The following is a 26,214-nucleotide window of genomic DNA, read 5'->3' as shown; positions in this document are numbered from 1 at the left end:
GCGGTCTTCACCAAGGCCTGGCGACCTGTCGAATGGCGCAACGCCTTGCGGAGACAAGTCGGGATCTATGGCAGTCGCGTTTGATGAAATGAACATTCCCGGTGGGGACCTTCGCCCCGCCTATCAGGAGCTGGCGCGCTGGCTCAAGGAGACGCCTCCCGAGGCGCTCGAATATCGCCGCCAGGAGGCCGAGCTCCTCTTCCGCCGCATCGGCATTACTTTCGCGGTCTATGGGGACTCCGAGTCCACGGAGCGCCTGATTCCCTTCGACGTGATCCCGCGGATCATGTCCGGGAAGGAATGGTCGCTGCTGGAGAAGGGCCTGAAGCAGCGCGTGCGCGCGCTCAACATGTTCCTGCGCGACATCTATCACGGCCGCGACATTCTCCGCGCCGAGATCGTGCCCGACGACCTCATCTTTCAGAACCCGGTCTTCCGTCCCGAGATGAACGGCCAGCAGGTGCCGCACGACGTCTACGTGCACATCGCCGGCATCGACATCGTCCGGGTCGATTCCGAGGACTTCATCGTGCTGGAGGACAATGCACGTACGCCCTCGGGCGTGTCCTACATGCTGGAAAACCGCGAGATCATGATGCGGCTGTTTCCGGACCTGTTCGCCCGCCACAGGGTGGCGCCGGTCGAACGCTATCCGGACGAGCTGCTATCCGCCTTGCGCTCGGTGGCGCCGCAAAGCGCCTCCGGCGAGCCGACCGTCGCGCTGCTCACGCCGGGCGTCTACAACTCGGCCTACTACGAGCACTCCTTCCTCGCCGACAAGCTCGGTATCGAGCTGGTCGAGGGCCGCGATCTCATCGTCAAGAACAACGAAGTGTTCATGCGGACGACAGAGGGCGTGAAACGGGTCGACGTGATCTACCGCCGGGTCGACGATGACTACCTCGATCCCCTCACCTTCCGGCCCGACTCCGCGCTCGGCGTGCCCGGACTGATGTCGGCCTATGCGGCCGGCAATATCACGCTCGCCAACGCCGTCGGCACCGGCATCGCCGACGACAAGGCGATCTACTCCTACATGCCGGACATCGTAAAATTCTATCTCGGCGAGGAGCCGATTCTGAAGAACGTGCAGACCTGGCGCTGCCGCGAGCCGAAGGATCTCGCCTATGTGCTCGATAATTTGAGCGAACTCGTCGTGAAGGAGGTGCACGGCTCCGGCGGCTACGGCATGCTGATCGGTCCTGCCGCGACCAAGGCGACGATCGAAGCCTTCCGCGAAAAGCTCAAGCGCGAGCCCGAGGGCTTCATTGCGCAGCCGACGCTGGCGCTCTCGACCTGCCCGACCTGCACGGCATCCGGCCTTGCGCCGCGCCACGTGGACCTGCGGCCGTTCGTGCTCACCGGCAGCAAGAGCACCACGATCGTGCCCGGCGGGTTGACACGCGTTGCCCTGAAGGAAGGCTCCCTCGTGGTGAATTCGAGCCAGGGCGGCGGTACCAAAGATACCTGGATCCTGGACGAGTAGAGAGATGCTGTCGCGTACCGCCGAAAACCTCTATTGGCTCGCCCGCTACGTCGAACGGGCCGAGTATCTCGCGCGCACCATCGATGCGACGCTGCGCGTCACCGCGCTTCCCGCCGCCTATATCGGCAAGACCAACGAATGGGATTCGGCGCTTTTGACCGCCGGCGTCGCCGCGAGCTTCTATCAGCAGTATGAAGAAGCCAACGAGCGCAACGTCGTCGATTATCTCTCGTTCTCGGCGGACAACCCGTCCTCGATCAGGAATTGCATCGAGGCGGCGCGGCTGAATTCGCGCTCGGTGCGCACAGCGCTGACGAGCGAGATGTGGGACACCATCAACTCGGCCTGGATCGAATTGCAGGAAGTCTGGAGCAGAGGGACCTCCACGCGCGAGGACCTCGCAAAATTCCTGCGCTTCGTGCAGGAGACCTCGCTGCGTTTCGACGGCTCGGCCTACCGGACCATGTTGCGCAACGACGCCTACTGGTTCTCGCGGATGGGCCTGCATCTCGAACGCGCCGACAACACCGCGCGCATTCTCGACGTGAAATACCATGTGCTGCTGCCCGAGGAGGAGCATGTCGGCGGCCCGCTCGATTTCTACCAGTGGACCTCGATCCTGCGCTCGGTTTCGGCGCTGACGGCCTATCACTGGGTCTATCGCGAGACACTGAAACCCTGGCTGATCGCGGATTTGCTCATCCTCAACGATTCGCTGCCGCGTTCGCTCGCAAGCTGCTACGGCAATCTCGTGCGCAATCTCGATCAGATCGGGGTCGCCTATGGCCGCCAGGGCCCGGCCCAGCGCCATGCCCGCGGCATCCGCAACCGGCTGGAACACAGCAATATGAACGACATTTTCCAGCATGGCGTGCATGAATTCATTCAGGAATTCATCTCGGACAATTCCAGGCTGGGCGAAATCATCACGAAGCAGTATTTGATCTGATGTCCCCCGGCTGCTGAAAACGGGATATCGTCATGGCCGGGCTTGTCCCGGCCATCCACGTTCTTGCTTTCGCGTGCGAAGAAGATCGTGGATGCCCGGGACAAGCCCGGGCATGACGAGCTTCTTCGCAGTAGGCAGTCGGGTCTAACCACTAACTTCACGGTCCCCCATGCGCCTGCGAATCCTGCACACCACGACCTATCGCTACGAGCCGCAGGCCACGAGCGTGATCCAGATCCTGCGCATGACACCCGGCAGCCATGACGGGCAATATGTGGCGGAGTGGCAGATCGACGTGTCGACCGACACCAAGCTCGACACCCACGAGGACGCGTTCGGCAACGTCACCCATGTGCTGTCCTGCGGACCGGTCGGCGACATCAAGATCACCGCCGAGGGCCTGATCGAGACCCACGACACCGGCGGGGTTCTGCGCGGCGCCGATGAGCGCTTTCCGGCCGGCATGTTCTTGCGCGCCACTGACCTCACCACGGTCAATCCGGCGATGCATGTGGTCGCGCGCCAGCTGCGCAGCGAGGCCGAGAGCGACACGCTCGGCTTCCTGCATACGCTGATGACGCAAATCGGCGATCACATGACCTTCGACGAGGACCCCACCAACAGCGGCACGTCGGCGGCGGAAGCGTTCACGCTCAAGCGCGGCGTCTGCCAGGACTACGCGCACATCTTCATCGCCTGCGCCCGCAGCGGCGGCGTGCCGGCTCGCTTCGTCTCCGGTCACTTCTTGCGCTCAGACGGCACGGTGCATCAGGACGCGGGCCATGCCTGGGCGGAGGCCTATGTCGACGGTCTTGGCTGGGTCGGCTTCGATCCCGCCAACAGCATCTGCGCCACCGACGCCCATGTCCGCGTCGCGATCGGGCTCGATTATCTCGGCGCAGCCCCCGTGCGCGGCACCCGCTATGGCGGCGGCGCGGAGACGCTGTCGGTGGCGGTCAAGGTCGAGCAGGCCGGCCGTGGCGGCCAGTCGCAATCGCAGTCCCAGCGGCAGAGCTGAGCCGCGCCCCGCGCGCCCCTCACCCACGGTCGGTTTCCACCCTGCCGCCCCGCGGCAATCGGGGGTTGGAGCGGCCCTTGAAATTGGCTAGTAATTCCGCGCAAACGCGTTCGGGGACTGGAAATGACCTATTGTTGCGGAATTCTGGTTCGGGACGGTCTGGTGATGATCGCCGACACCCGCACCAATGCTGGCCTCGACAACGTTTCGACCTTCCGCAAGCTCCACATCTTCTCCAAGCCCGGCGACCGCATCATGGCGATCGCCAGCGCCGGCAACCTCGCCGTCAGCCAGTCGGTGCTCTCGACGCTGACCGAGGGCCTCGAAGACCCCAACACGGGTGAGATCGAGACGCTGATGAACGCGCCGACCATGTTCCAGGCCGCCCAGCGCATTGGCCGGGCGATCCGGGCCGTGCACGCGACCGAAGGGCCGGCGCTCAAATCCGAGGACGTGTCGTTCGACGTCTCCTTCCTGTTCGGCGGCCAGATCAGCGGCGCGCGCATGCGCCTGTTCATGGTCTACACCGCCGGCAATTTCATCGAATGCACCACCGACACTCCCTATTTGCAGATCGGCGAGCACAAATACGGCAAACCGGTACTCGACCGCGCCATGCATTACGACGTCGAGCTCTATGAGGCACTGAAGACCGGGCTGATCTCGATGGACTCGACCATGCGCTCGAATCTCGGCGTCGGCCTGCCGATCGACGTGCTGGTGGTGCGCGCCGACGCCTGCGAGGCCGATCTCAACCACCGCATCGAGGCGGGCGAGCCCTATTTCCACGATTTGCGCTCGCGCTGGTCGGCGGCCTTGCGCGCCGCGCATCAGAACATTCCGCGGCCGCCCTACAAGAACGAAAAAGAATCCAAAACCTGACAGCTTAAGAGAAAAGGCAGGAAACGATGAGTGAAGCGAAAAAGATCGCAGTGGTGACGGGCGCCGGCACCGGAGTCGGGCGCGCGGCGTCACTGGCGCTGATGAACACAGGCTTCACCGTGGTGCTGGTCGGGCGCCGCATGGAGATGCTCGAGGAGACCGCGAAGCTCGGCCCTGCCGGCAAGAGCCTGTGCGTCACCGCCGACATGACCAAGCCGGACCAGATCGCCGCGCTGTTCGACAAGGTGAAGGCGACCTATGGCCGCCTCGACGTGCTCTTCAACAATGCCGGCATGGGCGCGCCGCCAGTGAATTTCGAGGATCTCAGCCTCGAGCAGTGGCAGGCTGTGGTGAATACCAACCTCACCGGCCCGTTCCTGTGTACCCAGCATGCCTTCCGCATCATGAAGGACCAGAGCCCGCGCGGCGGCCGCATCATCAACAACGGCTCGATCTCGGCGCATGCGCCGCGGCCGTTCTCGGCGGCCTATACCTCGACCAAGCACGCCATCACGGGCCTGACCAAGGCGTCCAACCTCGACGGTCGCATGTACGACATCGCGGTCGGCCAGGTCGACATCGGCAACGCCGCGACGCCCATGACCGACCGCATGGTCAACGGCCCCGGCGTGCTACAGCCCGACGGAACGTCGAAGCAGGAGCCGCGCATGGACGCGAAAGCGGTCGGCGATGCCGTCGCTTACATGGCCGGTCTGCCGCTCGATGCCAACGTGCTGACCATGACTGTGATGGCAACCAAAATGCCGTTCGTGGGACGGGGCTGAATCAAAAAAACGCGAAAACAACCCCATGCACAGTAGGCGGCATGGGGTTGCGGCCTCGCTCCGCAAGCGGACGTGAGGTCAGCTAAATCTCCGCACTGCTTCAACAATCGTCATTGCGAGCGCAGCGAAGCAATCCAGACTGCCGCTGCGGCAAGATTCTGGATTGCTTCGTCGCAAGGGCTCCTCGCAATGACGGGGAGAGAACGAGCTCCTACTCCAGCGTTTCCACCTGTCGCAGGCTCGGGAACAGCTTCATCCACAACAGCGCCACCGCGACCGTGCAGACGCCGCCCAGCACGGCTGCCGGCATGGCGCCGAACAGTGCGGCGGCCACCCCGCTCTCGAACTGGCCGAGCTGGTTCGAGGCGTTGATGAAGAGGAAGTTCACCGCACCGACCCGGCCGCGCATCTCGTCGGGAGTCGCGAGCTGCACCAGCGAGAAGCGGATCACGACGCTGATCGTATCGGCCGCGCCGAGAACGGCGAGCGCGAGCACCGAGAGCCACATCCAGGACGACAGCGCGAACACGATCGTTGCAACGCCGAACACGATCACGGCCTGAAACATGCGCAGGCCCACATGCCGCGAAATGGCGTGACGGGTCAGTACCATGGTCATCAGCAGGGCGCCGACCGCGGGCGCGGCGCGCAGGATGCCGAGCCCGACCGGACCGGTCTGGAGGATGTCGCGGGCATAGATCGGCAGAAGCGCGGTGACGCCGCCGAACAGCACCGCGAACAGATCGAGCGAGATGGTGCCGAGGATCGCTGGATTGCGCCGGATGAAACGGACGCCAGCGAAAATATTGTCGGCGCCCCCCATGTCCTTCGCGACCGCCTGCGGACGCGGCCGGATGAATCCCGTCAAAATCATCCCGAAGATCCAGAACAGCACCATCACCGCGTAGGCGAGATGCGGCGCAACCGCGTAGGCAAAACCGCCGAGCGCCGGGCCGGTAATGGTCGCGACCTGCGCCGCGCCACTGGAGACGGCGGTGGCGCGCTGGAGCGAACCCTGCGGCGCAATCGCAGGCAGCAGCGCCGCGGTGGTCGGACTTTCGAAGGCTCCGGCAATGCCGAGCACGAAGGTTGCCACGAAAATCTGAACTTCGCTTACCAAGCCGAGGTAGGTGATGATTCCGAGATAGAGCGCGGTCGCGGCTTCCACGAGCTGGCAGAGTTGAACCACGCGCTTGCGCTCGTAGCGGTCCGCGGCATGGCCGGCGACGAACACCAGCAGCGCCGTGGGCAGGAATTGCACGAGGCCGACCATGCCGAGGTCGAAGGCCGAGCCGGTGAGATCGTAGATCTGCCAGCCGATCGCGACCGCCGCAATCTGGCTGGAGAAACGCGACAGGCTGCGCGAGAGCAGAAAGAACAGGAAGGCGCGATGGGAGAGGAGCGCGCGGGCACTGACCGGCGGGTTTCCCGATATTGGCTGGTCTGGCATCGCCTCTTCGGTCACGCTCGGGCTATCCGGCTCCTGATGTCGACGTGCTCCGCGTGGCTGACGCGGACCTGCTTGTCAACAGCGGGAGGCTCCGCCAATCTCCGGGCATTGCGTTTGCAACGCAGGGGCGGCCATAATCATCGGGGTTTGGGGACATCATGCTGCGGCTGCAATCGGCACTCGGCATTTTCGCATTGCTGTTGATCGCCTTGGTCCTCAGCGAGAATCGCCGCGCGGCCTCGCTGCGCCAGGCGGCGATCGGCCTCGTCGCCACCTTCGTCACCGCGATCGTTCTCCTGAAGGTGCCTATCGTCGCGCGCGCCTTCGGTGCCATCAACGACGCCGTGGGCGCGATCTCGGCGGCCTCGCGCGCCGGCTCGTCCTTCGTGTTCGGCTATGTCGGCGGCGGTCCCCTACCCTTCGACCTGAAAGCACCGGGTGCCGATTTCGTCCTGGCGTTCCAGGCACTGCCGATCGTGCTGGTCATGAGCGTGCTGACGACGCTCTTGTTCTATTGGCGCGTGCTGCCGCCGGTCGTGCGCGGCATGGCCTGGCTGCTGGAGCGCACGCTCGGCGTCGGCGGCGCGGTCGGGCTCTCGACCGCCGCCAACATCTTTCTCGGCATGGTCGAGGCGCCGCTGTTCGTGCGGCCTTATCTCGCGCAGATGACCCGCAGCGAGTTATTCCTGGTGATGACCGGCGGCATGGCCGGCATCGCCGGCACGGTGCTGGTGCTGTATGCGACGCTGCTTGCTCCCCTCATTCCCGACGCAGCCGCGCATTTCGTCATCGCCTCGGTGCTGGGTGCGCCGGCCGCGATCCTGGTCAGCCTCATCATGGTGCCGGAGACATCGGACAAGCGCACCGGCGGCGCGCTGGAGGCTCCCGAGATGGAGGTCTCCGGCACGATGGACGCGATCGTGAAAGGGACCGGCGCGGGGATCGAGCTGCTGATCAACATCGTCGCCATGTTGCTGGTGCTGGTGGCGCTGGTCTATCTCGTGAATGCGATCCTCGGCCTGCTGCCTGATATCGGCGGCGCCGCGATCTCGTTGCAGCGCCTGCTCGGCCTCGTGATGGCGCCGGTGTGCTGGCTAATGGGATTGCCGTGGGAGCAGGCGATCACCGCCGGCAGCCTGATGGGCACGAAAACCGTGCTGAACGAGCTGATCGCCTATGTCGATTTCTCGAAGCTGCCGCCCGGCACGCTCGATCCGCGCTCGCGCCTGATCATGCTCTATGCGATGTGCGGCTTCGCCAATTTCGCCAGCCTCGGCATTATGATCGGCGGTCTCGGCGTGATGGCGCCGGAACGGCGCGAGGAAATCAACGCGCTCGGGCTGAAGTCGATCGTGTCGGGAACGCTGACGACGTGTCTGATGGGAGCGGTGGTGGGCGTGCTGACGTAGTAACGATCTCGTAGCCCAGATGGAGCGCAGCGCAATCCGCGAAAGTCTATCGGTCGCAAGCAGCGGCCCCGGACTTCGCTTCGCTCCATCCGGGCTACGAGAGACCCGATTCACATCGGCGGATGCTCTAGACCAAAGCCGCAGCCACGGTGCGAAATGCCATGACCGCGCGATCAACATCCGCATCATCGATATGGCGATGGGTCACGCAGCGCAAGCGATGCTTGCCCCAAGGCCTCGCCCTCAGGCCCGCCCTTTCGAGAGCCTCCGACCACACGGCGCTGTCGCGCCCGGAGAGAGAGACATCAACCTGCACGATATTTGTCTGGGGGATTGTCGCGCTGATTTTTGGATGCATCCCGTTCAACGCATCACTCAGGGCTCGCGCACGCCGGTGATCCTCCGCCAGACGCGTCCCCATGACCTGAACCGCCTCCAGGCCGGCCGCAGCCAGGATGCCGATCTGGCGCTGCGTGCCTCCCAGCATGCGGCGAAACCTGCGGCTGCTGTCGATCACCGCGCGCGGCCCGGCGAGCACGGCACCGGCGGGTGCGCTCAGGCCCTTCGACAGACACAGAGAAACCGTGTCGCAATGTCTCGCAACGTCAGCCGGCGCCGTTTCAAGGGCGACGGCGGCGTTGAATAGCCGCGCGCCATCGAGATGCACCGGGACACCGCGGGCCGAGGCCATGGCGTGCACGGCGTGCATATGATCCAGCGGCAATACGGCGCCGCTCGCGTTGTTGTGCGAGGTTTCCATCGCGACAAGAGCGGTCCCGAGCTTGAGCCCTTCGCCATGCAGGGCGTCCTCCAGCAAATTCAAGTCCATTGCGCCGGCGGTGCCGGCAATTGCGAGGTAGAACTGCCCGGTAAACGTCGCCGCCCCACGTTCCGAGGTGTACATATGGGCATTCGATTCCAGCACGATCTGTTCGCTGCGCTGCGACTGCGCCAGCGTCGCCAGCAGATTGGCCATGGTGCAACTCGGCACAAACAGGCCGGCGTCCTTGCCCAACGCCGCAGCTGCGACGGCCTCCAGTTCCTGCACCGTGGGGTCACCGTCCAGCCCGTCATCGCCGAGCGGTGCAGAGGCCATGCGGGCATACATCGCCTCGGTCGGCTTGGTGACAGTATCGCTGCGCAGGTCGATGGGTGGCAACCCGGCGCCCGTCGGATTCGTGTCGTGTTGATGTGCCATTGCGAGATCTCTAGAGCGCTTGTCGCGTCATTCGTAGACTGCCGGGTCGCCGGAATCGGTCGGGTTGGCCAGCGCCCGCTTGAGGGCGGCGCTCATCGGAAATTTCAGGTTGAGGCCATGCGGTGGGATCGGTGAATTGAAATATTTGTCGTAGAGCGCCGCAATCTGCCCGTTCTTCATCAGGTCGATCACGGCATCGTCGACCATCTTCTTGAAAGCAGGATCATCCTTCGGTTCGACGATACCATAGGGCGCCGTCTCGAGACTCTTGCTACCGATCAGGAATTCATCCGGCGTTCTGGACGAGGCGACCGTGGCGAAGGCGAGACCGTCATCGTTGGCGGTGCCGGCCACCCGGCCCGTCGACACCAACAGGAAGGTCTCGGCGGTGTCCTTCGCCGGCACCACTGTGATGCCGAGATTGTCCTTGGCGTTAATCAGCGTAATCACCTTGAAGGTCTGGCCGCCGGCCTGGGCGGCGATAGCCTTGCCGCGAAACGAAGCGGGGTCGTTGACATCGACGCCGCCATCCTTGCGCGCGACGAGGACGACCTGCGCAACGAAGGTGGTGGGAGTAAAGGCAACGAGTTTATGCCGCTCGACGTTGTTGGTCGTGTTGCCGCATTCGAGGTCGATCGTGCCGTTGGCGAGCAGCTGAATACGTGTCGCCGAGGTTATGGGGTTATAGCGAATCTCGAGCTTGGCGAGCTTGAGGGCCGTCTTGATCGCCTGCACCACCCGTTCACAGATTTCCACGGTGTAACCGATCGGCTTCTGGTTACCGTCGAGATAGGCGAAGGGCACCGAGGTCTCGGGGTACCCCAACGTGATCGAGCCGCTCTCACGGATCTTGTCCAGCCGGCTCGCACCCTGCGCCATGGCCTTGCTGGAAAGAAGAACACCAGCGACAGTCGCCGCGGCCAGTGCCTTGATCATTGTCGCTTTCATATGTCCCCTCTTGTCGCGAATGTCCGTGACACCGTCCACGGTGGGTGAGCACCCACAGGACAGCTCCGTGCGAACGGCTTCATGCTCTGGACTATCGTCCAAAAGCTCGATCTGATGAAATTCCAGTTTCATACTCTCCTATACGGATTTGATATGGCCACCAGACGCATGGGCCTGAAGCATGTGGAGGCTTTTCGGGCAGTCTTCGTGACGGGATCGATGACGCAGGCGGCTCAGCGCATGCATACCTCGCAACCCCAGATCAGCCGCCTGATCGGACAGCTGGAAGCGATCACACAATTCCCGCTGTTCGACCGCAGTGGCGGCCGCCTCCGCCCGACGGTGGACGGATCGCGCTTTTTCCAGGACGTCGAGAAGACTTTCATCGGCTTGGCGGGACTGGAGGCCAGCGCAACCAGCATCCGCTCGTTCGGCATGGGTCGGTTAAGCGTTGCGGCGATGCCGCGCCTGGCCGGCGGCCTGCTGACACGCATCGCGGCACGCTTCAAGGTGGACTATCCGCATGTGATGATCTCGATCCGATCCGGCACGGCGAGCGCCGTGCACGACTGGGTCAGTTCCGGGCTTTGCGACACCGGATTGGCGATGCTCTACGGCGAGGTTGCGGGGGTGCATGTCGAGCCGGTGCTCAAGACCCGTTGCGTCGCGATCATGCCGAAGGCACATCGTCTTGCGCAGAAGAAGACGCTGCGCCCTGCCGATTTCGCCGACGAGCCCTTCATCTCCTTCGCCACGGGGAGTCCACTCTACGATCGCATCGATACGATCTTCGCGCAGGCGGGCGTCACGCGCCGCATTGTTGCGGAGACCGATCTGGGCGCATCGGTCTGTGCCTTGGTCGCGGCGGGCCTTGGCATCAGCATCATCAACCCGATTGCCGCGCATGACGAAAGCACTGGCGCGGCTCTGATCACGCGCCCCTTCAACCCGACTGTCCCCGTTACGATCGCACTGCTCTATCCACCTTATGCCGCGCGCGCCCGGTTGATCGATGCCTTCAGCGAATATGCTCGCAAGGTCATGAGCGCGGAACTGGGCTATCTCGAGCGGTAGCGGTCCGATCCGCGGCGAGGAAATCAACGCGCTCGGGCTTCGTGAAGCTTGTGTGAGGCTGGCGCCCTCGCAGCTCCGATGGAGCGCAGCGCAATCGTGACAATCCTTCCATGTTAATCTCGTCGGGAGATTCGGGTGGGATTGATTCATGAGCAACAGCGCAGGCCAGCGGGCATTTCAAAATGCCCGGCTCCAGAAACGGCAAAAAGCCGAGGTGACGCCGTTGCTCGCGCGCGCCCTCCAGCTGCACAAGGCGGGACTTCTCCCCGAGGCCAAGACGGCCTATCGCGAACTCCTGGAGCTCGCCCCCAACCAATTCATCGCGCTGCATCTGCTCGGCGCTTTGGAGTCCGAAGCCAAAAACTATCAGCAAGCTCAAGTTCTGCTGAGCCGAGCGGTTGCCGTGGATCCGCGATCTGCCGAAGCTCATATGAGTTTGGGCGTCGCACTCAACGGGCTAAAACGTCACGATGAGGCCCGCGAGAGCTATCGGAAGGCTCTGGCCTTGCGACCCAACTACGCCTTAGCGCTATCCAATCTCGGCAACGCGAGCGCGGCCCTCGAACTTTACCAGGAAGCGCTCGATAGCTACGACAAGGCGCTCGCAATCGACGGAAGACTTTCCGAAGCCCATAACGGCCGGGGTTGGGCGCTCTGCCGTCTGCGCGCCTATGACGAGGCGATCGCAAGCTTAAACCGCGCGCTATCGATCAAGCCTGACTATGCCTCGGCGTTGTCGACCCGCGCCGTTGCTTTGCGAGAACTTCAGCGATTTGACGAAGCCATGGCGGATTGCAATCGAGCAATCGCGCTTGCACCCGGCGACGCGAATGGATGGCTGTGGCGGGCCAGTATCTTGCTCCTGACCCGGCAAGTTGCCGAAGCACTGTCCGATTGCGAGAAGGCTCTCGCGACCGATCCCGGCTTCGCTCAGGCCCACAGCCTGCTCGGCCAATGTCTCGCGGCACTTGGCCGGGTCGACGAAGCCCTCGCCAGTTTCGACAGAGCTACCGACATCGAGCCTGATCAGAGCACGATCTCGAGCAAGATATTCACCCTCGATTTTGTGGCCGACGCCAGCGTTGCGCAGCATCAGCAAGCGCGACACGTATGGTGGGAGCAGATCGGTGCGAAGATCGCCTCAGAAGCGGCGGGACCGCATGAGAACAGCCGCGATCCAAATCGCCGTCTGGTGCTGGGTTATGTCTCGTCGGATTTTCACGCACATTCGGCGGCGTTCATTTTCAAGCCGGTCCTGCAGCACCATGATCGGGCACAGTTCGAGATCGTGTGCTATGCTTGTTCAGCGAAAACGGATGCGACGACTCGCGAATTTCAGGGGATCGCCGATCGCTGGCGCGACGCCTCGCAATGGTCCGACGATCGCCTTGCCGCTCAGATCCGCGCCGATGGCGTCGATATCCTGATCGATCTGTCCGGCCATACCAGCGGAAACCGCCTCGGTGTGTTTGCGCGCAAGCCGGCACCTGTTCAGGCGCATGGCTGGGGCCACGGTACCGGCACCGGGCTGCCAACGATCGATTATCTCTTCTCGGACCCGGTCGCGATACCTGTCGCGGTTCGGCACCTGTTTGCGGAGACCATCGTAGACCTGCCGTGCTTTGTGACGCTGGCGCCGCTGCCGGCCGGCATTGCGCGGGCGCCGACGCCGGCGATTGCGAACGGCTTCATCACATTCGGTGTCTTCAACCGCATCAGCAAGATTTCGAACGAGGCGGTGGAAGTCTGGTCCAGGATTCTCGAGCGGGTGCCGGGTTCGCGACTGCTGATCAAGGATACTGCGCTGGACGCTCAGCTGGTCCGCGACAATCTGCTGGCGCGGTTTGCCGCTTGCCGGCTGCCGGCCGAACGCGTCGATCTGCTCGGAGCCACGTCACGAGACGAACATCTGGCAGCGTTCAATCGCGTCGATATTGGCCTCGATCCGTTCCCGCAGAATGGCGGCGTCAGCACGTGGGAAGCCTTGCAGATGGGCGTGCCGGTGGTGGCGAAGCTCGGTCACAGCCTGCCGAGCCGTGCTGCCGGTTCTATCCTCACCGCGCTGGGCCTGCCGGAGTGGGTCGCGGAGAGCGACGGGGCCTATGTCGAAATCGCAGCGAGCCGTGGGTTGCAGATCGGCGAGCTCGATAAGTTGCGCGGCGAACTGCCCGGGCAGATCAGGGCTGCCGCCGCCGGCAACCCCGTCTCATACGCGCAAGCGGTGGACGATGCCTATCGCGCGATGTGGAAACGCTATGCAACGACCGCGGCTGATCTCCGCCTCGCCTACGCCTTCAACTCCACCGTCCTGAACTCCGCCGGCAGGATCACCTCCAGCAGCTCGACGTCGTCCGAATAGTCCAGGATCATGTGCTTGATTTTCGGCGGCTGGGTCCAGGCGCTGCCTTCCTTCATCAGCGTCTCGCCCTCTCCGTCCATATAGGTTTTCACCCAGCCCTTGAGCACGTAGACCATCTGGAATTCGACGTCGTGGAAGTGCAGCTTCGACACCTCGTCCGGATTGCAAGGGCCTTGCAGCCGGATCACGTGCGCCTGCGCGAGGCCGTGGCTCGCGGCGGCGATGCCGAGATCGCGATACTTCGCGTAGGTGCGCAGACCGTCGGCCTTGAAGTCTTCCTCGCGGTAATGGCTGACGGCGATGCGCTGCTTGGGACGCGCCGGTTTTTTCGGAGTCGCAACGCGCGCTTTCGCCTTCACCGCCTTGCGCGCCACTGATCTGGTCGCGGCCTTGGCTCCGCTCCGCTTCTTCACCGCGACTTGCGATGCGCTGCGCGATTTTGCCTTCTTGGCCATGGGCGGCCTCCCTTGTTGTGATGGGGAGAGGCTAGCACAGAATGCGAAATCGTAGGGTGGGTTAGCGCTAGCGTAACCCACCGCTTCTTTCGCGACCGTTGAAGCATGGTGGGTTACGCTGACGCTAACCCACCCTACAGCTCTGCCTTCAATGCAACCGGAATACGCCGTCCACCGCGCGCAGCTCGGCCGGCTTGATCAGCTTGGAATGCGCGACCGTGACCGAGAATAGCGGACCGTCGAGCTTCTTCTGCCAGAACGCCAGGAAATCCGTCAGCGCCGGAAATTTCGGAAACATGTCGTAGTTCTGCCAGACATAGGTCTGGAGCAACGAGCGATGATCCGGCATCCGGTAGAGAATTTCGGCCGTCGTCAGCCCGTAACCCAGCACCTGTTTCCGGAAGTCGTCGGAAACAACCCCAACTCGCGAGACCATGCCAACCTCCTTTGCAGGAGCGCATATTCAAGGGGTGGCTTTCCGGTACGCGCCCTACGAGCCACCCGGTGGAGATGCGCTCACATGAGTGAAATGTGACGCAAACTGACAATCCATCTCAAGCCCAAAAGTTTAACAAGCTGTTGAAATTCAATGCGTTAGCAGCAGATGCGGCTCCGTGCTAATACGGGCGCGAAGCGCGATTAACGATGGGAAGAGATTTTGGCAGGCGGCGCTTCCGAGTGCTATTTTTCTGCTACAAGCCCTTGCTCCCGCCAAAATCCTGCCTTATCTCAGCGGTGCCTGTGCTAGCACTCGCGGGCACAGACTGCTAACAATCCAAAATTCCCAAATCGTGCAAAAGCTTAGGAGAACTGCATGAATTTCCGTCCGCTTCACGACCGCGTCGTGGTCAAGCGCATCGGCGCAGAAGAGAAGACCGCTGGCGGCATCATCATTCCCGACACGGCGAAGGAAAAGCCCTCGCAGGGCGAGATCGTCGCCGTCGGCCCGGGTGGCCGCGACGAAGCTGGCAAGCTGATCCCGATCGACCTGAAGGTCGGCGACCGCGTGCTGTTCGGCAAGTGGTCCGGCACCGAGGTCAAGATCGACAACGTCGACCTGCTGATCATGAAGGAAAGCGACATCATGGGCGTCCTCGACGTCCCCGCTTCCAAGAAGAAGGCGGCCTAAGAGCCCCTCTCTTATCCAGTTAAACACCTAAGGAAAAAATCCAGATGGCAGCTAAAGAAGTCAAGTTCTCCGTCGATGCGCGCGACAAGATGCTTCGCGGCGTCGACATTCTCGCCAACGCGGTGAAGGTCACGCTCGGTCCGAAGGGCCGCAACGTCGTGCTCGACAAGTCGTTCGGCGCTCCCCGCATCACCAAGGACGGCGTCACCGTCGCCAAGGAGATCGAGCTCGAGGACAAGTTCGAGAACATGGGCGCGCAGATGGTGCGCGAAGTCGCCTCGAAGTCCGCTGACGCGGCCGGCGACGGCACCACCACCGCCACCGTGCTGGCCCAGGCGATCGTGCGCGAAGGCGCCAAGTCGGTTGCCGCCGGCATGAACCCGATGGATCTGAAGCGCGGTATCGACCTCGCGGTCGAAGCCGTCGTTGCGGACCTCGTCAAGAACTCCAAGAAGGTCACCTCGAACGACGAGATCGCCCAGGTCGGCACCATCTCGGCCAACGGTGACGCGGAGATCGGCAAGTTCCTCGCCGACGCCATGAAGAAGGTCGGCAACGAGGGTGTCATCACCGTCGAGGAAGCCAAGTCGCTCGAGACCGAGCTCGACGTCGTCGAGGGCATGCAGTTCGACCGCGGCTACATCTCGCCCTACTTCGTCACCAACGCCGACAAGATGCGCGTTGAGATGGACGACGCCTACATCCTCATCAACGAGAAGAAGCTCTCCTCGCTGAACGAGCTGCTCCCGCTGCTCGAGGCCGTGGTGCAGACCGGCAAGCCGCTGGTCATCGTCGCCGAGGACGTCGAAGGCGAAGCGCTTGCGACCCTGGTCGTGAACCGTCTCCGTGGCGGCCTCAAGGTCGCGGCCGTCAAGGCTCCCGGCTTCGGCGATCGCCGCAAGGCCATGCTGCAGGACATCGCGATCCTGACCGGCGGCCAGGCGATCTCGGAAGATCTCGGCATCAAGCTCGAGAACGTCACGCTCAACATGCTCGGTCGCGCCAAGAAGGTGATGATCGACAAGGAGAACACCACGATCGTCAACGGCGCCGGCAAGAAGGCCGACATCGAAGCGCGCGTGGCGCAGATCAAGGCGCAGATCGAGGAGACCACCTCGGACTACGACCGCGAGAAGCTCCAGGAGCGTCTTGCCAAGCTCGCAGGCGGCGTCGCGGTGATCCGCGTCGGCGGCGCGACCGAGGTCGAGGTGAAGGAGCGCAAGGATCGCGTTGATGACGCGATGCATGCGACCCGCGCTGCGGTCGAGGAAGGCATCGTTCCGGGCGGCGGCGTCGCCCTGCTCCGTGCCTCCGAGCAGCTCAAGGGCCTGCGCACCAAGAACGACGACCAGAAGACCGGCGTCGAGATCGTGCGCAAGGCGCTCTCCGCGCCCGCTCGCCAGATCGCGATCAACGCCGGTGAAGACGGCTCCGTGATCGTCGGGAAGGTCCTCGAGAACAAGTCGTACGCCTACGGCTTCGACTCCCAGACCGGCGAATATGTCGACCTCGTCAAGAAGGGCATCATCGACCCGACCAAGGTGGTCCGTACCGCGATCCAGAACGCAGCCTCGGTTGCGGCTCTCTTGATCACCACGGAAGCCATGGTCGCCGAGCTGCCCAAGAAGGGCGGCGCCGGTCCGGCGATGCCCCCGGGCGGCGGCATGGGCGGCATGGACTTCTAAGTCCAGCCATTCCGACAAACGACAAAATGCGAAACCCCGGCAGCGATGCCGGGGTTCTTGTTTTTGCAGGATCGCTTCGCGCGCCCCATGATCACAGCCCTTAGCCCGGATGGAGCGCCGCGCAATCCGGGGCACCGTGTCCGGCGCGGGCAGTTCTCCTGGATTACGCTGCGCTCCATCCAGGCTACGAACTCATGTCATGCAGGCGCCGCGCACTGCCCCCGGAATGGCGGGGCGGGCCTCACCACACCTTCCCCAGCCGCTCCAGATGCGGCTCGCCGTGTTGGTCGAGCGACCAGAATATCCGCGTCACCCTGCCGACCAGATTGTCCATCGGCACGAATCCGATCGACGACATCACGCGGCTGTCGCTCGAGTTGTCGCGATTGTCCCCGAGCACGAAGAAATGGCCCGGCGGTACGGTATAGACGTCGGTGTTGTCGTAGTAGCCGTTGTCGACGCAGTCCTGCGTGACGTAGGACGCGCCGTTCGGCAGCGTCTCGCGCCAGCGCTTGGCCTTCGCACCGTCATCCACGCCGCAGGTGGAGCCGGCAACCACCGCCTTCAGGGCAACGCGTGTCACCGGGCGGTCGTTGAGGATGAGCTGGCCCTGCCGCATCTGGATGCGATCACCGGGCAGCCCGACCACGCGCTTGACATAGTCGACCGAGGTGTCCTTTGGCGTCCGGAACACGACGATGTCGCCATACGCGGGCTCGGTGGCCCGGAAACGCCCAGAGATCCATGACGGCGCGAAAGGAAACGAATAGCGGCCATAGCCATAGGCATATTTTGCGGCAAAGACGTAGTCGCCGACCACCAGCGTCGGCGTCATCGAGCCGGACGGGATGTTGAACGGCTGGAACAGAAAGAAGCGAAACAGGAACGGCGGCGACCACAGCACCGGGATCAGGAGGATCAGGATGACGATCGCCTTCCATTCCCGCACCTTGGGCTGCGGGTGGATGGTTTCCTGGAGAGTGGTCATGCGCCTGCCCTGATCAAGCCCGTAGTCGTTGCGAGATTACGCAACCCTCGCGCGCGCAATCCCATAGCTTGGTCGCGCCGCGCGCGGATCGCGTTCACGGGTCGCAATCAGCCGCGCGCGAGATCGCTGAAGCAGCGGCGGATCCATTCGATGGTGAGCCGCGTCGCCGGATCGCGCTTGAGATGCTTCTGCACCAGCAGCCAGACGTCGCGGCGCCCAGGCAGCAGTGTGGCGCGCAGGCGGCGATCGCCGAGCAAGTCCGCGCAGACGTGCTCCGGCAACACGCCGGCGGTCTGATGCGCACGGATCAGGTTACGGATGACGCGAACGTTGTCCGTAACGCAGCGCGCGCGGGCTTTCTTCGTGCCCAGGAATTGCATCTCGAGAATGGCACCGAGCTCGTCGGGATAGGCGCACAGCATCGGCTCGCCCTCGGTCGTAACAGGCTCGAAATAATAGAGCTTGACGTCACCGACTCTGGAGATCGCGAAGTCGCCCTTGTCGGGCTTGCGCAGCCGGATAGCGAGATCGGCTTCCCAGCGCGAGAACTTGACGTTCTCGCTCGAGGTGAGGAATTGCAGCGTCAGGCCCGGATTGGCGCGCAGGAAGTCGCTCGCGCGCGGCGACAGGACCTCCTCGGCGACCGTGTTGGTGGAGGCGATACGCAGGCGTCCCACCGGCCCTGACAGACTCTCGCCGACGCGACCGATCTCGGCGGCATGTGCGGCCATCGCCTCGACATGCGCCAGCACGGCCTCGCAAGCCCGCGTCGGCCGGCGCTGGCCGTCCACCGCATCGAATAGCGGCACGCCGAGATCACGCTGGATGCGTGCGAGCCTGCGGCCGACGGTGGTCTCGTCGATGCGCAGCCGCGCGCTGGCGCCGGCATAGGTGCCCTCGTCCCTGACGGCGGCGATGATGCGTAGATCGTCCCAGTTCATGGCGCTAACCCTAGCAGGCACGACCGGCTCCTGCAAATTTGCAGCCGTATGCTGCAATAGTCCTGCACATTGGCAGGCTGCCGCCGCGCTAGTGTCGCGCATCAGATATCGCCAGGAAGGCCCGACCCGCATGACCGCCCCAAAAACCCTGCTCGAATTGTCCGGCGCCGATCTCACTCCGCCCAGGCTCGCCGATTCCTGCCTCGTCCTGATCGACATCCAGAACGAATATTGCGCCGGCCCGCTCGCCTTACCGGATGCGGAGCCCGCGATCGCCGCCGCCGCGCGCCTGCTCGCGCGGGCGAGGGCGAGCGGCGCTGCAATCTTCCATATCGCGCACAAGGGAGGTGCCGGCAGCCTGTTCGACCGCGAGGCCGCGCGCGGCGCGATCGTCAGGAACGTGGCGCCGCTCGCCGGCGAAGCCGTGATCGAAAAGGCGCTGCCGAACGCTTTTGCCGGCACCGACCTGCAGGTCCGGCTGGCCGCAACCGGACGCACCAACATCGTGCTGGCCGGTTTCATGACTCATATGTGCATCAGTTCGACCGCCCGCGCCGCGCTCGACCTCGGCCTGCGCACGACGATCGCGGCCGATGCCTGTGCCACACGCGATCTTCCCGACGGCCGCGGCGGAGCGCTCTCCGCAAGGACCATTCACGAGGTCGCCCTGGCCGAATTGTCGGACCGGTTTGCGATCATCGCGCAAACCGAGGCGCTGACCTGAAGGAGCGTGGGCGATGCTGCAACTCTATTTCTCTCCGATGGCCTGCTCGCTTGCGAGCCGCATCGCGCTGATGGAAGCGGGTATCGAGGCCCTCTATCATCCGGTCCGTCTCCAGACCAAGCAGGTCGTCGACGACGGCAGCGATTTCCTCGGCGTTTCGCCGAAGGGCGCCGTGCCGGTCCTGGTGCTGGAGAATGGCGAACGGCTGACCGAAAGCGCTGCGGTGCTGCAATACATCGCCGATCTGAAGCCGCATGCGGGCCTTGCACCCGCGTTCGGCGATCCCGATCGCTATCGTCTCCAGGAATGGCTGAGCTTCATCGGGGCCGAGATCCACAAGGCATTCCTGTTTCCGACCTTCTGGTACAAGGACGACGCCTCGCTCGCCAAGCCGCGTGCGAGGATAGCGCAGACATTATCGATGCCTGCGACGCATCTGGCGGACCGTGAATTCCTCGTCGGCAACAGCTTCACCGTCGCGGATGCCCACCTCACCTGGGCTTTGCTGCTGCTCCGGCCGGCGGGCATCAACATCGCGCAATGGCCATCGTTGTCGGCGTACCTCGCGCGCATGCAGGCGCGACCGGCCGTGCGGGACGCGATTGCGACCGAAATGGCCGTGCGCAAGACGATGGCGGCGAGCCCGGCGTGACAGGATGTCACGGCCGCGAAATCCGAGCGTTTTCTCAGGCGGGGCATTGATGTCGGCGCGGCATGCGCTAATCTGGAAGGATATTTTTCGACATTTCCTTGGAAGGCATTCATGCGTGCTCTTTCCAGATTTTGCCCGGCCGGACTTTGCCTCACCCTCCTGGCATGCTGGCTTTTCCTTGCACCTGCATCGGCGGAAACGCGCGTCGCGCTGGTGATCGGCAATGGCGCCTATGCCAGTACGGCGAAGCTTCCCAATCCGTCGCACGATGCCGAAGACGTCGCCGCCTCGCTTAAGCGCAGCGGCTTCGAGGTGCTCCAGGGCATCGACCTGCGCCAGGCCGACATGCAGGACCTCACCATTCGTTTCGCGCGCGCCGCGAGCAAGGCCGACGTCGCCATGTTCTACTACAGCGGCCATGCGATGCAGTACAACGGCGTGAACTATCTGATGCCTGTCGACGCCGTGCTGAGCGATGAAGCCGACCTCAAGCGTTTCGTGCGGGTCGACGACATCGTGAACGATCTGCAGCAGGCCAAGAACCTGCGCATCCTCATCCTCGATTCCTGCCGCGACAATCCGCTGGCCGAAACCTTGAAACGCTCCGCCGGCATGACGCGCGCTGCCTCGATCGGACGAGGTCTGTCGAAAGTCGAAGCACCGCGCGGCACGATCGTCTCGTTCTCAACCCAGTCCGGACAGACCGCGGCCGATGGCAGCGGCCGCAACAGCCCCTACACGACGGCGTTCCTGAAGCACATCGAAGAGCCGCAGGAGATCGGCGAGGTCTTTCGCGACATCAGCAGCGACGTCTACGATTCCAGCGGCAAGACCCAACTCCCGGAGCTGTCGCTGTCGATTATCGGCAAGTTCTACCTGAACGGACCGGTGTCGGTCACGGTGGCCCCGGCGGCGCCGCAAGCCGCGCCCCGCCCTGATCCTTGCGCAGCCGCAGAGGCGCACTGGAAGGCCGCGGACGGCATCGGCACGCTTGCCGCTTTCGAAGATCACCTCGCCAGATTCCCGAACTGTATCTTCGCCACGCTCGCCAAAGCTCGGATCGAGGGCCTGAAGCAGAAGGTGGCGCTCGCGCCTTCAGGCAACGGCCGGAGCGGCGGAAGCAAGGATTTTGACGGCAGCTGGGACGTGACGTTGAACTGCCTGGCCACCGGCAAGGCGCAGGGTTTCACCAGGCCTCTGGTCGCCACCGTCACGAACGGCGTGTTTCATGCAGAGGCGCAGGGCCCGGGCAACAATATCAACCGCCTGGAGATCGATGGACAGATCCCAGCCGACGGCAAGACGACTTTGAGCGCGCGCGGCACGACAGGGGCGAGCACGTACACGCTGAATAATCTCGCGCCCGGCTCGCCTTACGCCTTTACGGTCGATGCGCAGTTCGATCGCACCCGCGGCACCGGCAAGCGCAACGAGGCGCGCGCCTGCGGCCTCGTCTTCGTCAAGCGCTAGCCGCGCATCGTCCGGCGTTCACACGCCGCTCTGGCTAATGAACTTGGTATTGAAATAGCCCTCCATTGCCTCGGTGCCGCCTTCCGAGCCATAGCCGGAATCCTTGATGCCGCCGAACGGCACTTCGGGCAGCGCGAGACCAAAACTGTTGATCGACATCATGCCGGCTTCGACCGCCGAACCGATCGCGGCCGCCGTCTTCGCCGAGCTGGTGAAGGCATAGGACGCCAGCCCGAACGGCAGCCGGTTGGCCTCCTCGACCACCTCGTCGAACGACGAGAAGCGCGAGATCAGCGCGAGCGGGCCGAACGGCTCCTCGTTCATGGCACGCGCATCCTTTGGCACGTCGCTCACCACGGTCGGCTCGAAGAAATGGCCCTTGTTGCCGACGCGTTTGCCGCCGGTCTCGAGCTTTGCGCCTTTGCCGACGGCATCCTGCACCATGCCCTCGATGGCGGTGACGCGGCGCGGATTGGCGAGCGAGCCCATTTTGGAGTCGGGATCAAGGCCGTTGCCGACCTTGAACGCCTTGGCGCTGTCGACAAAAGTGTCGACGAATTCACGGAACACATCATCCTGCACCAGCATCCGCGTCGGCGAGATGCAAACCTGCCCGGCATTGCGATATTTTGCTGCCGCCAGAATCTTGGCGGCCGACGTGACGTCGGCGTCCTTGAAAACGATCGCCGGCGCATGACCGCCGAGCTCCATGGTGGCGCGCTTCATGTGGAGGCCAGCGAGCGCATTGAGCTGCTTGCCGACATGGGTCGAGCCCGTGAACGAGATCTTGCGGATCACCGCATGCGGAATGAGATATTCGGAGATCTCCGAGGGCACACCGTAGACCAGGTTGATGACGCCGTCCGGCACGCCAGCGTCCGCAAATGCGCGGATCAGCTGTGCGGGCGAGGCCGGCGTCTCCTCCGGGGCCTTGACGATGATCGAGCAGCCGGCGCCGAGAGCGGCGGAGAGCTTGCGCACGACCTGATTGATCGGAAAATTCCAGGGCGTGAACGCCGCGACGGGGCCGACCGGCTCCTTGATCGCGAGCTGGTAGATGTCCGGCCCCCGCGCGGGGATCAGCCGGCCATAAGCGCGCTTGGCTTCTTCCGCAAACCACTCGATCACATCGGCGGCGGCCATCGCCTCCATTTTGGCCTCGCCAAGAGTCTTACCCTGCTCCATCGTGAGCAGCGGCGCGATCTCGTCATTGCGCTCGCGCATGATCGCGGCGGCCTTGCGCATGATGCGGCAGCGCTCGAAGGGGGCAACGTTTCGCCAGATCTTGAAGCCGGCACCAGCTGCGGCCAGCGCCTCGTCGAGGTCGGACCGCCCGGCATGGGCGACGGTCCCGATCACCTCTTCGGTCGCGGGATTGCGCACCTCGATCACCTTGCCCGAATGGGCCGGTCGCCATTTGCCGCCAATGAAAAGCTGGGTGTTCGAATAGGCCAACGGATTCTCCTTTTAGGTCGAGCTGTGAACGGCGCCGTGACAAATCGCATCCGCCGCCTTGGTCATTTCCGGCCCGAGATAAGAGCGACAGCGCGGATCTGCGACGAGAGCGCCGAAATTCGCCATGGGTGTCACCCCACCGCCGGCCACGAACAGGAATCGCCCGGCGATCTCGGCGAGGATGTCGAGGTGCCAGGCCGCCGTCGGATGCATGCAGAGAATGACCAGCCGACCCTCGTCGCGCAGCTTGCGGAAGAAATCGAGCATGAAGCCGATATAGCCATCCTGCAGGTTGAACTGCGGTTCATCGAACAGATGAACCAGCGGCGTCCGGGTCGGCGACGGCGCCAGCAAGGCGGACGGAATGCGCTTGCGAAAGCGCCGGACCTGATACGACTGGTGATAGTGGATCGCGAGCCGGTCGCGCTCGCGATATTTGACGCCATGGATATCGGTGCCCGCAACCAGCACGCGCCCCGAGGTCGGTGCGTTCGAGCCCGTCATCATTTCGAACAAGGTCGTCTTGCCGGCCCCATTCGGGCCGACGACACCGACGATTTCAGGCTCGTCCAGCGACAGGCTTGCCTGTAGCGAGAATGTCGGTCGGCGGATCACGCGGCCCCGCGTATAAACCTTCCGAACGTCGTCGAGAACGAGCAGCGGTGCGGCCACTTATTGTACTCCCAGCAAGCGCTGACGAAGCCCGCGATCATCGCGCAAGGCCGCGGCCTCCCCGGTCCAGACGATCCGGCCGCGATCGATCACCGCGGCATGATCTGCGACCGATAGCGCGATCTCGGCGTTCTGCTCCACAACCAGCGAGGCAATGCCCTCGTCCTTCATGCGCAAGATCGTCGCGAGCACGTCGCCGACGATTTTCGGCGCCAGTCCCTGGCTCGGCTCGTCGAACAACACCAGTCCCGGCGAGCCGACCAGCGCGCGGGCGATCGCCACCATCTGCATTTCGCCACCCGACAGATTTTCGCAGTCGCGCTCCATGAGATATTCGAGCGGCGAGAAGATCGCAGCGGCCTCCTTGATGCTCCAGTGGCGAAAGCGCGTACGCTTTTGCGCGATCGACAGGTTGCGCGCGACCGTCAATGTCGGGCACAGCCGGCGGTCGTCGGGTACCCAGCCGATGCCGGCGCGCGCAATCTCGTGGGTGGGATTGCGCGTGACGTCGTGACCGTCGAAGCAAACGGAGCCGCGGCGCGGGCGCGTCAGGCCGAGAATCGAGCGGAGCATGGTCGTCTTGCCGGCGCCGTTGGGGCCGAGCAGCGCAAACACCTTGGCGCGCTCGATGGCGAGCGATGCGCCGAACAGCGCCTGGGTCTCGCCGTAGAAGGTATCGACCGCGTCCACTTCGAGGATCATGCGAATTTCCCGAGATTGGAGCGCCGAACCCATTCGTTCTGCTGCAGTTCGTGTGGCGTCCCGCGCGCCACCACCTGGCCCCAATGGATGACCGAGATACGGTCAGCCAACGAGAACAGGAACTCCATATCGTGCTCAATGGCGACGATAGTCAGCCGCCCCTTCAGACGAGCGATCAGGGTAGCGAGCCGCTGCACCCCATCGGAGCCGAGGCCGGAGGTCGGCTCGTCCAGGCACAGCACGCGGGGCGCCTGCGCCAAGGCGACCGCGATCTCCAGCGCCCGCCGATCGCCATAGGACAGGTCCTTGGCGCGGATGTCGCCCTTGTCGGCAAGCCCGACTGCCGCCAGCGCTTCGGAGGACTTCGCGGCAAACCGGCTGTCGCCCGCCGCCGCGCGTGCGACATCGTGGCCGCGGGCGCGAAACTCGGGCAAGCCCATCATGACGTTGTCACGCGCGGAAAACTCGTCGAACAGTGTCATGATCTGAAACGAGCGGGCGATGCCCTTGGTGGCGATGCGGTGCGGGCTGAGGCCCGTGACATCCTCGCCGGCGAGCAGGACTCGACCGCGGTTTGGTTTCACCCGGCCGGTAAGGACATTGAAGAATGTGGTCTTGCCGGCGCCGTTCGGACCCATCACACCGTGAAACTCGCCGTCCGCGACCGCGAGGTCGACGCTTTCCAGCACGACGCGATCGCCGAAGCGGACATGAACGGCTGAGGCCTCGATCATGTTCATCGCCCGCTCCCGAACAGCAGCCGCATCGCCGAGGTACCGCGCTGCCGTAAGGCGCCGATTGAATGCTGCTGCACGGCAGCCGATATCGCGCCGGCGATGCCTTCGGGGCGGAACAGCACGATCGCGATGAACAGCAGACCAAAATAGAGCATCCAGGCATTGGTCAGCGCGCCGATCACGTCACGGGCCGTGAGGAAGAGAAACACCCCGATCACTGGGCCCCAGAAGCTGACAAGCCCGCCCCCGACGAGAGTCATCATCACCACGTAGCCGGATTGATGCAGGCTCATAACGTCGGGGAATGCGGCGAGCTGCGCCATGGCGAACAATCCGCCGGCAAGGCCCGAGACGGCAGCCGACAGCGCAAAGACCGCGACCTTGTAGAGCCATACGTTATACCCGAGATGGCTTGCGCGAACTTCGCTCTGCCTGATCGCAGCGACCACGCGGCCATAGGGCGAATTCACCAGCCGCCACAATGCGGCGGTGCCGATCGCAAAGACGGCGAGCACGAAATAGTAGAACGCGACATTGTCAGTGAGATCGAAAGACACGAGCCCGAAATCGGCCGGCAACCGCTTGATCTTGAGTAGGCCGTCTTCGCCGCCGGTGATCCGGTGCGATTTGATCGCCAGCGTCCAGAAGATCTGACCGAACGCAATCGTCATGAAGGCATAATAGATGCCGCGTCTGTGCGAGATGAACAACGCCACCAGCACGCCGGCGAGGCCCGCGACCGCGGCCGCGGCAATCAGACATATCCAGAGATTGGCAACGAATTCGAACTGGCAGAGACCGAACGCATAGGCGCCGATGCCGAAATAGGCACCATGACCGAACGACGGAAGTCCGGCGATGCCCAGCACCAGGTTGAACGCGAGCGCATAGAGCGACCAGATCAGGATCTCGATCCCGAGATAGGGATAGAGCCCGATCCGCGTGATCCAGAGCGGCACCGTTGCAAGCACGAACCAGAGCACCAGCATCGTTGGCGTCACGAGGCGCGCGGCGTCCGGTGAAGATTTTGATCCCACAATCATTCC

The 26,214-nt window shown here is 63.7% G+C and carries 25 protein-coding genes; 13 read left to right on the top strand and 12 right to left on the bottom strand.

The genetic code is table 11. The features are described from left to right. Positions 1-67: 67 nt before the first annotated feature. From GWG67_RS15600 to GWG67_RS15580, 5 genes are all read left to right on the top strand, one after another. The gene (locus tag GWG67_RS15600) at positions 68-1,486 is read left to right on the top strand and encodes a circularly permuted type 2 ATP-grasp protein (protein WP_275170162.1); all 1,419 of its coding nucleotides are present in this window, start codon (positions 68-70) and stop codon (positions 1,484-1,486) included. Between the two features lie 4 nt (positions 1,487-1,490). Then, positions 1,491-2,435 (top strand): alpha-E domain-containing protein, encoded by a 945-nt coding sequence (locus tag GWG67_RS15595; protein ID WP_007611898.1) that lies wholly within the window; start codon positions 1,491-1,493, stop codon positions 2,433-2,435. Between the two features lie 169 nt (positions 2,436-2,604). Beyond that, complete coding sequence (locus tag GWG67_RS15590) at positions 2,605-3,453, top strand: transglutaminase family protein (RefSeq protein ID WP_275170161.1); 849 nt, start codon at positions 2,605-2,607, stop codon at positions 3,451-3,453. Positions 3,454-3,576: 123 nt separating this feature from the next. Beyond that, positions 3,577-4,335: a proteasome-type protease gene (locus GWG67_RS15585; protein WP_027518752.1), complete on the top strand. Its 759-nt coding sequence runs from the start codon at positions 3,577-3,579 to the stop codon at positions 4,333-4,335. A gap of 26 nt (positions 4,336-4,361) precedes the next feature. Further along, the gene (locus tag GWG67_RS15580) at positions 4,362-5,120 is read left to right on the top strand and encodes an SDR family oxidoreductase (protein ID WP_275170160.1); all 759 of its coding nucleotides are present in this window, start codon (positions 4,362-4,364) and stop codon (positions 5,118-5,120) included. 211 nt (positions 5,121-5,331) lie between these two features. On the opposite strand, the gene GWG67_RS15575 is transcribed toward GWG67_RS15580, so the two are convergent. Then, positions 5,332-6,570 carry an MFS transporter gene (locus GWG67_RS15575; protein ID WP_275170159.1) on the bottom strand — a complete coding sequence of 413 codons (1,239 nt, stop codon included), beginning with the start codon at positions 6,568-6,570 and terminating at the stop codon, positions 5,332-5,334. Positions 6,571-6,728: 158 nt separating this feature from the next. On the opposite strand from GWG67_RS15575, the gene GWG67_RS15570 reads away from it, so the two are divergent. Beyond that, a complete protein-coding gene (locus tag GWG67_RS15570) occupies positions 6,729-7,979 on the top strand; it encodes a NupC/NupG family nucleoside CNT transporter (RefSeq protein ID WP_275170158.1) in 1,251 nt (416 codons plus the stop codon). Positions 7,980-8,106: 127 nt separating this feature from the next. Here the strand turns inward: GWG67_RS15570 and GWG67_RS15565 are convergent, their stop codons facing one another. Both GWG67_RS15565 and GWG67_RS15560 read right to left on the bottom strand, forming a co-directional pair. After that, positions 8,107-9,177, bottom strand: a complete 1,071-nt coding sequence (locus GWG67_RS15565; protein ID WP_275170157.1) for a low specificity L-threonine aldolase — start codon at positions 9,175-9,177, stop codon at positions 8,107-8,109. A gap of 27 nt (positions 9,178-9,204) precedes the next feature. Continuing rightward, a complete protein-coding gene (locus GWG67_RS15560) occupies positions 9,205-10,125 on the bottom strand; it encodes an amino acid ABC transporter substrate-binding protein (RefSeq protein WP_275170156.1) in 921 nt (306 codons plus the stop codon). A 153-nt stretch (positions 10,126-10,278) separates the two neighbouring features. Here GWG67_RS15560 and GWG67_RS15555 point away from each other — a divergent pair, with 153 nt between their 5' ends. Next, positions 10,279-11,199: a LysR substrate-binding domain-containing protein gene (locus tag GWG67_RS15555; protein WP_275170155.1), complete on the top strand. Its 921-nt coding sequence runs from the start codon at positions 10,279-10,281 to the stop codon at positions 11,197-11,199. A gap of 148 nt (positions 11,200-11,347) precedes the next feature. Beyond that, positions 11,348-13,558 carry a tetratricopeptide repeat protein gene (locus GWG67_RS15550; RefSeq protein WP_275170154.1) on the top strand — a complete coding sequence of 737 codons (2,211 nt, stop codon included), beginning with the start codon at positions 11,348-11,350 and terminating at the stop codon, positions 13,556-13,558. On the opposite strand, the gene GWG67_RS15545 is transcribed toward GWG67_RS15550, so the two are convergent. Continuing rightward, positions 13,486-14,013: a cupin domain-containing protein gene (locus tag GWG67_RS15545; RefSeq protein ID WP_275170153.1), complete on the bottom strand. Its 528-nt coding sequence runs from the start codon at positions 14,011-14,013 to the stop codon at positions 13,486-13,488. The genes GWG67_RS15550 and GWG67_RS15545 overlap by 73 nt on opposite strands. A gap of 148 nt (positions 14,014-14,161) precedes the next feature. Beyond that, entirely contained in the window at positions 14,162-14,449 is a 288-nt protein-coding gene (locus GWG67_RS15540; protein ID WP_007602477.1) for an usg protein, read from the bottom strand. A gap of 378 nt (positions 14,450-14,827) precedes the next feature. On the opposite strand from GWG67_RS15540, the gene GWG67_RS15535 reads away from it, so the two are divergent. Next, complete coding sequence (locus GWG67_RS15535) at positions 14,828-15,142, top strand: co-chaperone GroES (protein ID WP_275170152.1); 315 nt, start codon at positions 14,828-14,830, stop codon at positions 15,140-15,142. Between the two features lie 44 nt (positions 15,143-15,186). Next, positions 15,187-16,827 carry a chaperonin GroEL gene (groL, locus tag GWG67_RS15530; protein ID WP_007602475.1) on the top strand — a complete coding sequence of 547 codons (1,641 nt, stop codon included), beginning with the start codon at positions 15,187-15,189 and terminating at the stop codon, positions 16,825-16,827. A 241-nt stretch (positions 16,828-17,068) separates the two neighbouring features. Here groL and lepB read toward each other — a convergent pair whose 3' ends face one another. After that, complete coding sequence (gene lepB / locus GWG67_RS15525; protein ID WP_275170151.1) at positions 17,069-17,815, bottom strand: signal peptidase I; 747 nt, start codon at positions 17,813-17,815, stop codon at positions 17,069-17,071. A gap of 107 nt (positions 17,816-17,922) precedes the next feature. Then, positions 17,923-18,756 carry a LysR family transcriptional regulator gene (locus GWG67_RS15520; RefSeq protein WP_275170208.1) on the bottom strand — a complete coding sequence of 278 codons (834 nt, stop codon included), beginning with the start codon at positions 18,754-18,756 and terminating at the stop codon, positions 17,923-17,925. Positions 18,757-18,886: 130 nt separating this feature from the next. Here GWG67_RS15520 and GWG67_RS15515 point away from each other — a divergent pair, with 130 nt between their 5' ends. The 3 genes from GWG67_RS15515 (at position 18,887) to GWG67_RS15505 (ending at position 21,602) form a co-directional block, all read left to right on the top strand. Then, positions 18,887-19,480, top strand: a complete 594-nt coding sequence (locus GWG67_RS15515; protein ID WP_275170150.1) for a cysteine hydrolase family protein — start codon at positions 18,887-18,889, stop codon at positions 19,478-19,480. A 13-nt stretch (positions 19,481-19,493) separates the two neighbouring features. Further along, a complete protein-coding gene (locus GWG67_RS15510) occupies positions 19,494-20,132 on the top strand; it encodes a glutathione binding-like protein (protein ID WP_275170149.1) in 639 nt (212 codons plus the stop codon). A 111-nt stretch (positions 20,133-20,243) separates the two neighbouring features. Next, positions 20,244-21,602, top strand: coding sequence for a caspase family protein (locus GWG67_RS15505; RefSeq protein WP_275170148.1), 1,359 nt, complete (start codon positions 20,244-20,246; stop codon positions 21,600-21,602). Between the two features lie 18 nt (positions 21,603-21,620). Here the strand turns inward: GWG67_RS15505 and GWG67_RS15500 are convergent, their stop codons facing one another. From GWG67_RS15500 to GWG67_RS15480, 5 genes are read right to left on the bottom strand one after another with little or no spacing between them, the layout of a single operon-like run. Continuing rightward, positions 21,621-23,057 (bottom strand): NAD-dependent succinate-semialdehyde dehydrogenase, encoded by a 1,437-nt coding sequence (locus GWG67_RS15500; protein ID WP_275170147.1) that lies wholly within the window; start codon positions 23,055-23,057, stop codon positions 21,621-21,623. A gap of 12 nt (positions 23,058-23,069) precedes the next feature. Then, the gene (locus GWG67_RS15495) at positions 23,070-23,729 is read right to left on the bottom strand and encodes an ATP-binding cassette domain-containing protein (RefSeq protein WP_275170146.1); all 660 of its coding nucleotides are present in this window, start codon (positions 23,727-23,729) and stop codon (positions 23,070-23,072) included. Continuing rightward, on the bottom strand, positions 23,730-24,431 hold the full coding sequence (locus tag GWG67_RS15490) for an ABC transporter ATP-binding protein (protein WP_275170145.1): 702 nt from the start codon (positions 24,429-24,431) through the stop codon (positions 23,730-23,732). It abuts the gene before it with no gap. Continuing rightward, entirely contained in the window at positions 24,428-25,171 is a 744-nt protein-coding gene (locus GWG67_RS15485; RefSeq protein ID WP_275170144.1) for an ABC transporter ATP-binding protein, read from the bottom strand. The genes GWG67_RS15490 and GWG67_RS15485 overlap by 4 nt, the downstream gene beginning before the upstream one ends. Then, positions 25,168-26,211 (bottom strand): branched-chain amino acid ABC transporter permease, encoded by a 1,044-nt coding sequence (locus tag GWG67_RS15480; RefSeq protein WP_275170143.1) that lies wholly within the window; start codon positions 26,209-26,211, stop codon positions 25,168-25,170. Before GWG67_RS15480 ends, GWG67_RS15485 begins: the two co-directional genes overlap by 4 nt. Positions 26,212-26,214: the final 3 nt, after the last annotated feature.

It is taken from the genome of Bradyrhizobium sp. CSS354 (assembly GCF_029051725.1).
Lineage (GTDB): Bacteria > Pseudomonadota > Alphaproteobacteria > Rhizobiales > Xanthobacteraceae > Bradyrhizobium.
Note: the sequence above shows the minus strand (reverse complement) of the source record. Positions and strands in the feature narration are given on the sequence as shown.

Coding starts and splice junctions, on each gene's coding strand:
- GWG67_RS15600 (WP_275170162.1), top strand. CDS start 68: ATGGCAGTCGCGTTTGATGAAATGAACATTCCCGGTGGGGACCTTCGC.
- GWG67_RS15595 (WP_007611898.1), top strand. CDS start 1,491: ATGCTGTCGCGTACCGCCGAAAACCTCTATTGGCTCGCCCGCTACGTC.
- GWG67_RS15590 (WP_275170161.1), top strand. CDS start 2,605: ATGCGCCTGCGAATCCTGCACACCACGACCTATCGCTACGAGCCGCAG.
- GWG67_RS15585 (WP_027518752.1), top strand. CDS start 3,577: ATGACCTATTGTTGCGGAATTCTGGTTCGGGACGGTCTGGTGATGATC.
- GWG67_RS15580 (WP_275170160.1), top strand. CDS start 4,362: ATGAGTGAAGCGAAAAAGATCGCAGTGGTGACGGGCGCCGGCACCGGA.
- GWG67_RS15575 (WP_275170159.1), bottom strand. CDS start 6,570: ATGCCAGACCAGCCAATATCGGGAAACCCGCCGGTCAGTGCCCGCGCG.
- GWG67_RS15570 (WP_275170158.1), top strand. CDS start 6,729: ATGCTGCGGCTGCAATCGGCACTCGGCATTTTCGCATTGCTGTTGATC.
- GWG67_RS15565 (WP_275170157.1), bottom strand. CDS start 9,177: ATGGCACATCAACACGACACGAATCCGACGGGCGCCGGGTTGCCACCC.
- GWG67_RS15560 (WP_275170156.1), bottom strand. CDS start 10,125: ATGAAAGCGACAATGATCAAGGCACTGGCCGCGGCGACTGTCGCTGGT.
- GWG67_RS15555 (WP_275170155.1), top strand. CDS start 10,279: ATGGCCACCAGACGCATGGGCCTGAAGCATGTGGAGGCTTTTCGGGCA.
- GWG67_RS15550 (WP_275170154.1), top strand. CDS start 11,348: ATGAGCAACAGCGCAGGCCAGCGGGCATTTCAAAATGCCCGGCTCCAG.
- GWG67_RS15545 (WP_275170153.1), bottom strand. CDS start 14,013: ATGGCCAAGAAGGCAAAATCGCGCAGCGCATCGCAAGTCGCGGTGAAG.
- GWG67_RS15540 (WP_007602477.1), bottom strand. CDS start 14,449: ATGGTCTCGCGAGTTGGGGTTGTTTCCGACGACTTCCGGAAACAGGTG.
- GWG67_RS15535 (WP_275170152.1), top strand. CDS start 14,828: ATGAATTTCCGTCCGCTTCACGACCGCGTCGTGGTCAAGCGCATCGGC.
- groL (WP_007602475.1), top strand. CDS start 15,187: ATGGCAGCTAAAGAAGTCAAGTTCTCCGTCGATGCGCGCGACAAGATG.
- lepB (WP_275170151.1), bottom strand. CDS start 17,815: ATGACCACTCTCCAGGAAACCATCCACCCGCAGCCCAAGGTGCGGGAA.
- GWG67_RS15520 (WP_275170208.1), bottom strand. CDS start 18,756: ATGAACTGGGACGATCTACGCATCATCGCCGCCGTCAGGGACGAGGGC.
- GWG67_RS15515 (WP_275170150.1), top strand. CDS start 18,887: ATGACCGCCCCAAAAACCCTGCTCGAATTGTCCGGCGCCGATCTCACT.
- GWG67_RS15510 (WP_275170149.1), top strand. CDS start 19,494: ATGCTGCAACTCTATTTCTCTCCGATGGCCTGCTCGCTTGCGAGCCGC.
- GWG67_RS15505 (WP_275170148.1), top strand. CDS start 20,244: ATGCGTGCTCTTTCCAGATTTTGCCCGGCCGGACTTTGCCTCACCCTC.
- GWG67_RS15490 (WP_275170145.1), bottom strand. CDS start 24,431: ATGATCCTCGAAGTGGACGCGGTCGATACCTTCTACGGCGAGACCCAG.
- GWG67_RS15485 (WP_275170144.1), bottom strand. CDS start 25,171: ATGAACATGATCGAGGCCTCAGCCGTTCATGTCCGCTTCGGCGATCGC.
- GWG67_RS15480 (WP_275170143.1), bottom strand. CDS start 26,211: ATGATTGTGGGATCAAAATCTTCACCGGACGCCGCGCGCCTCGTGACG.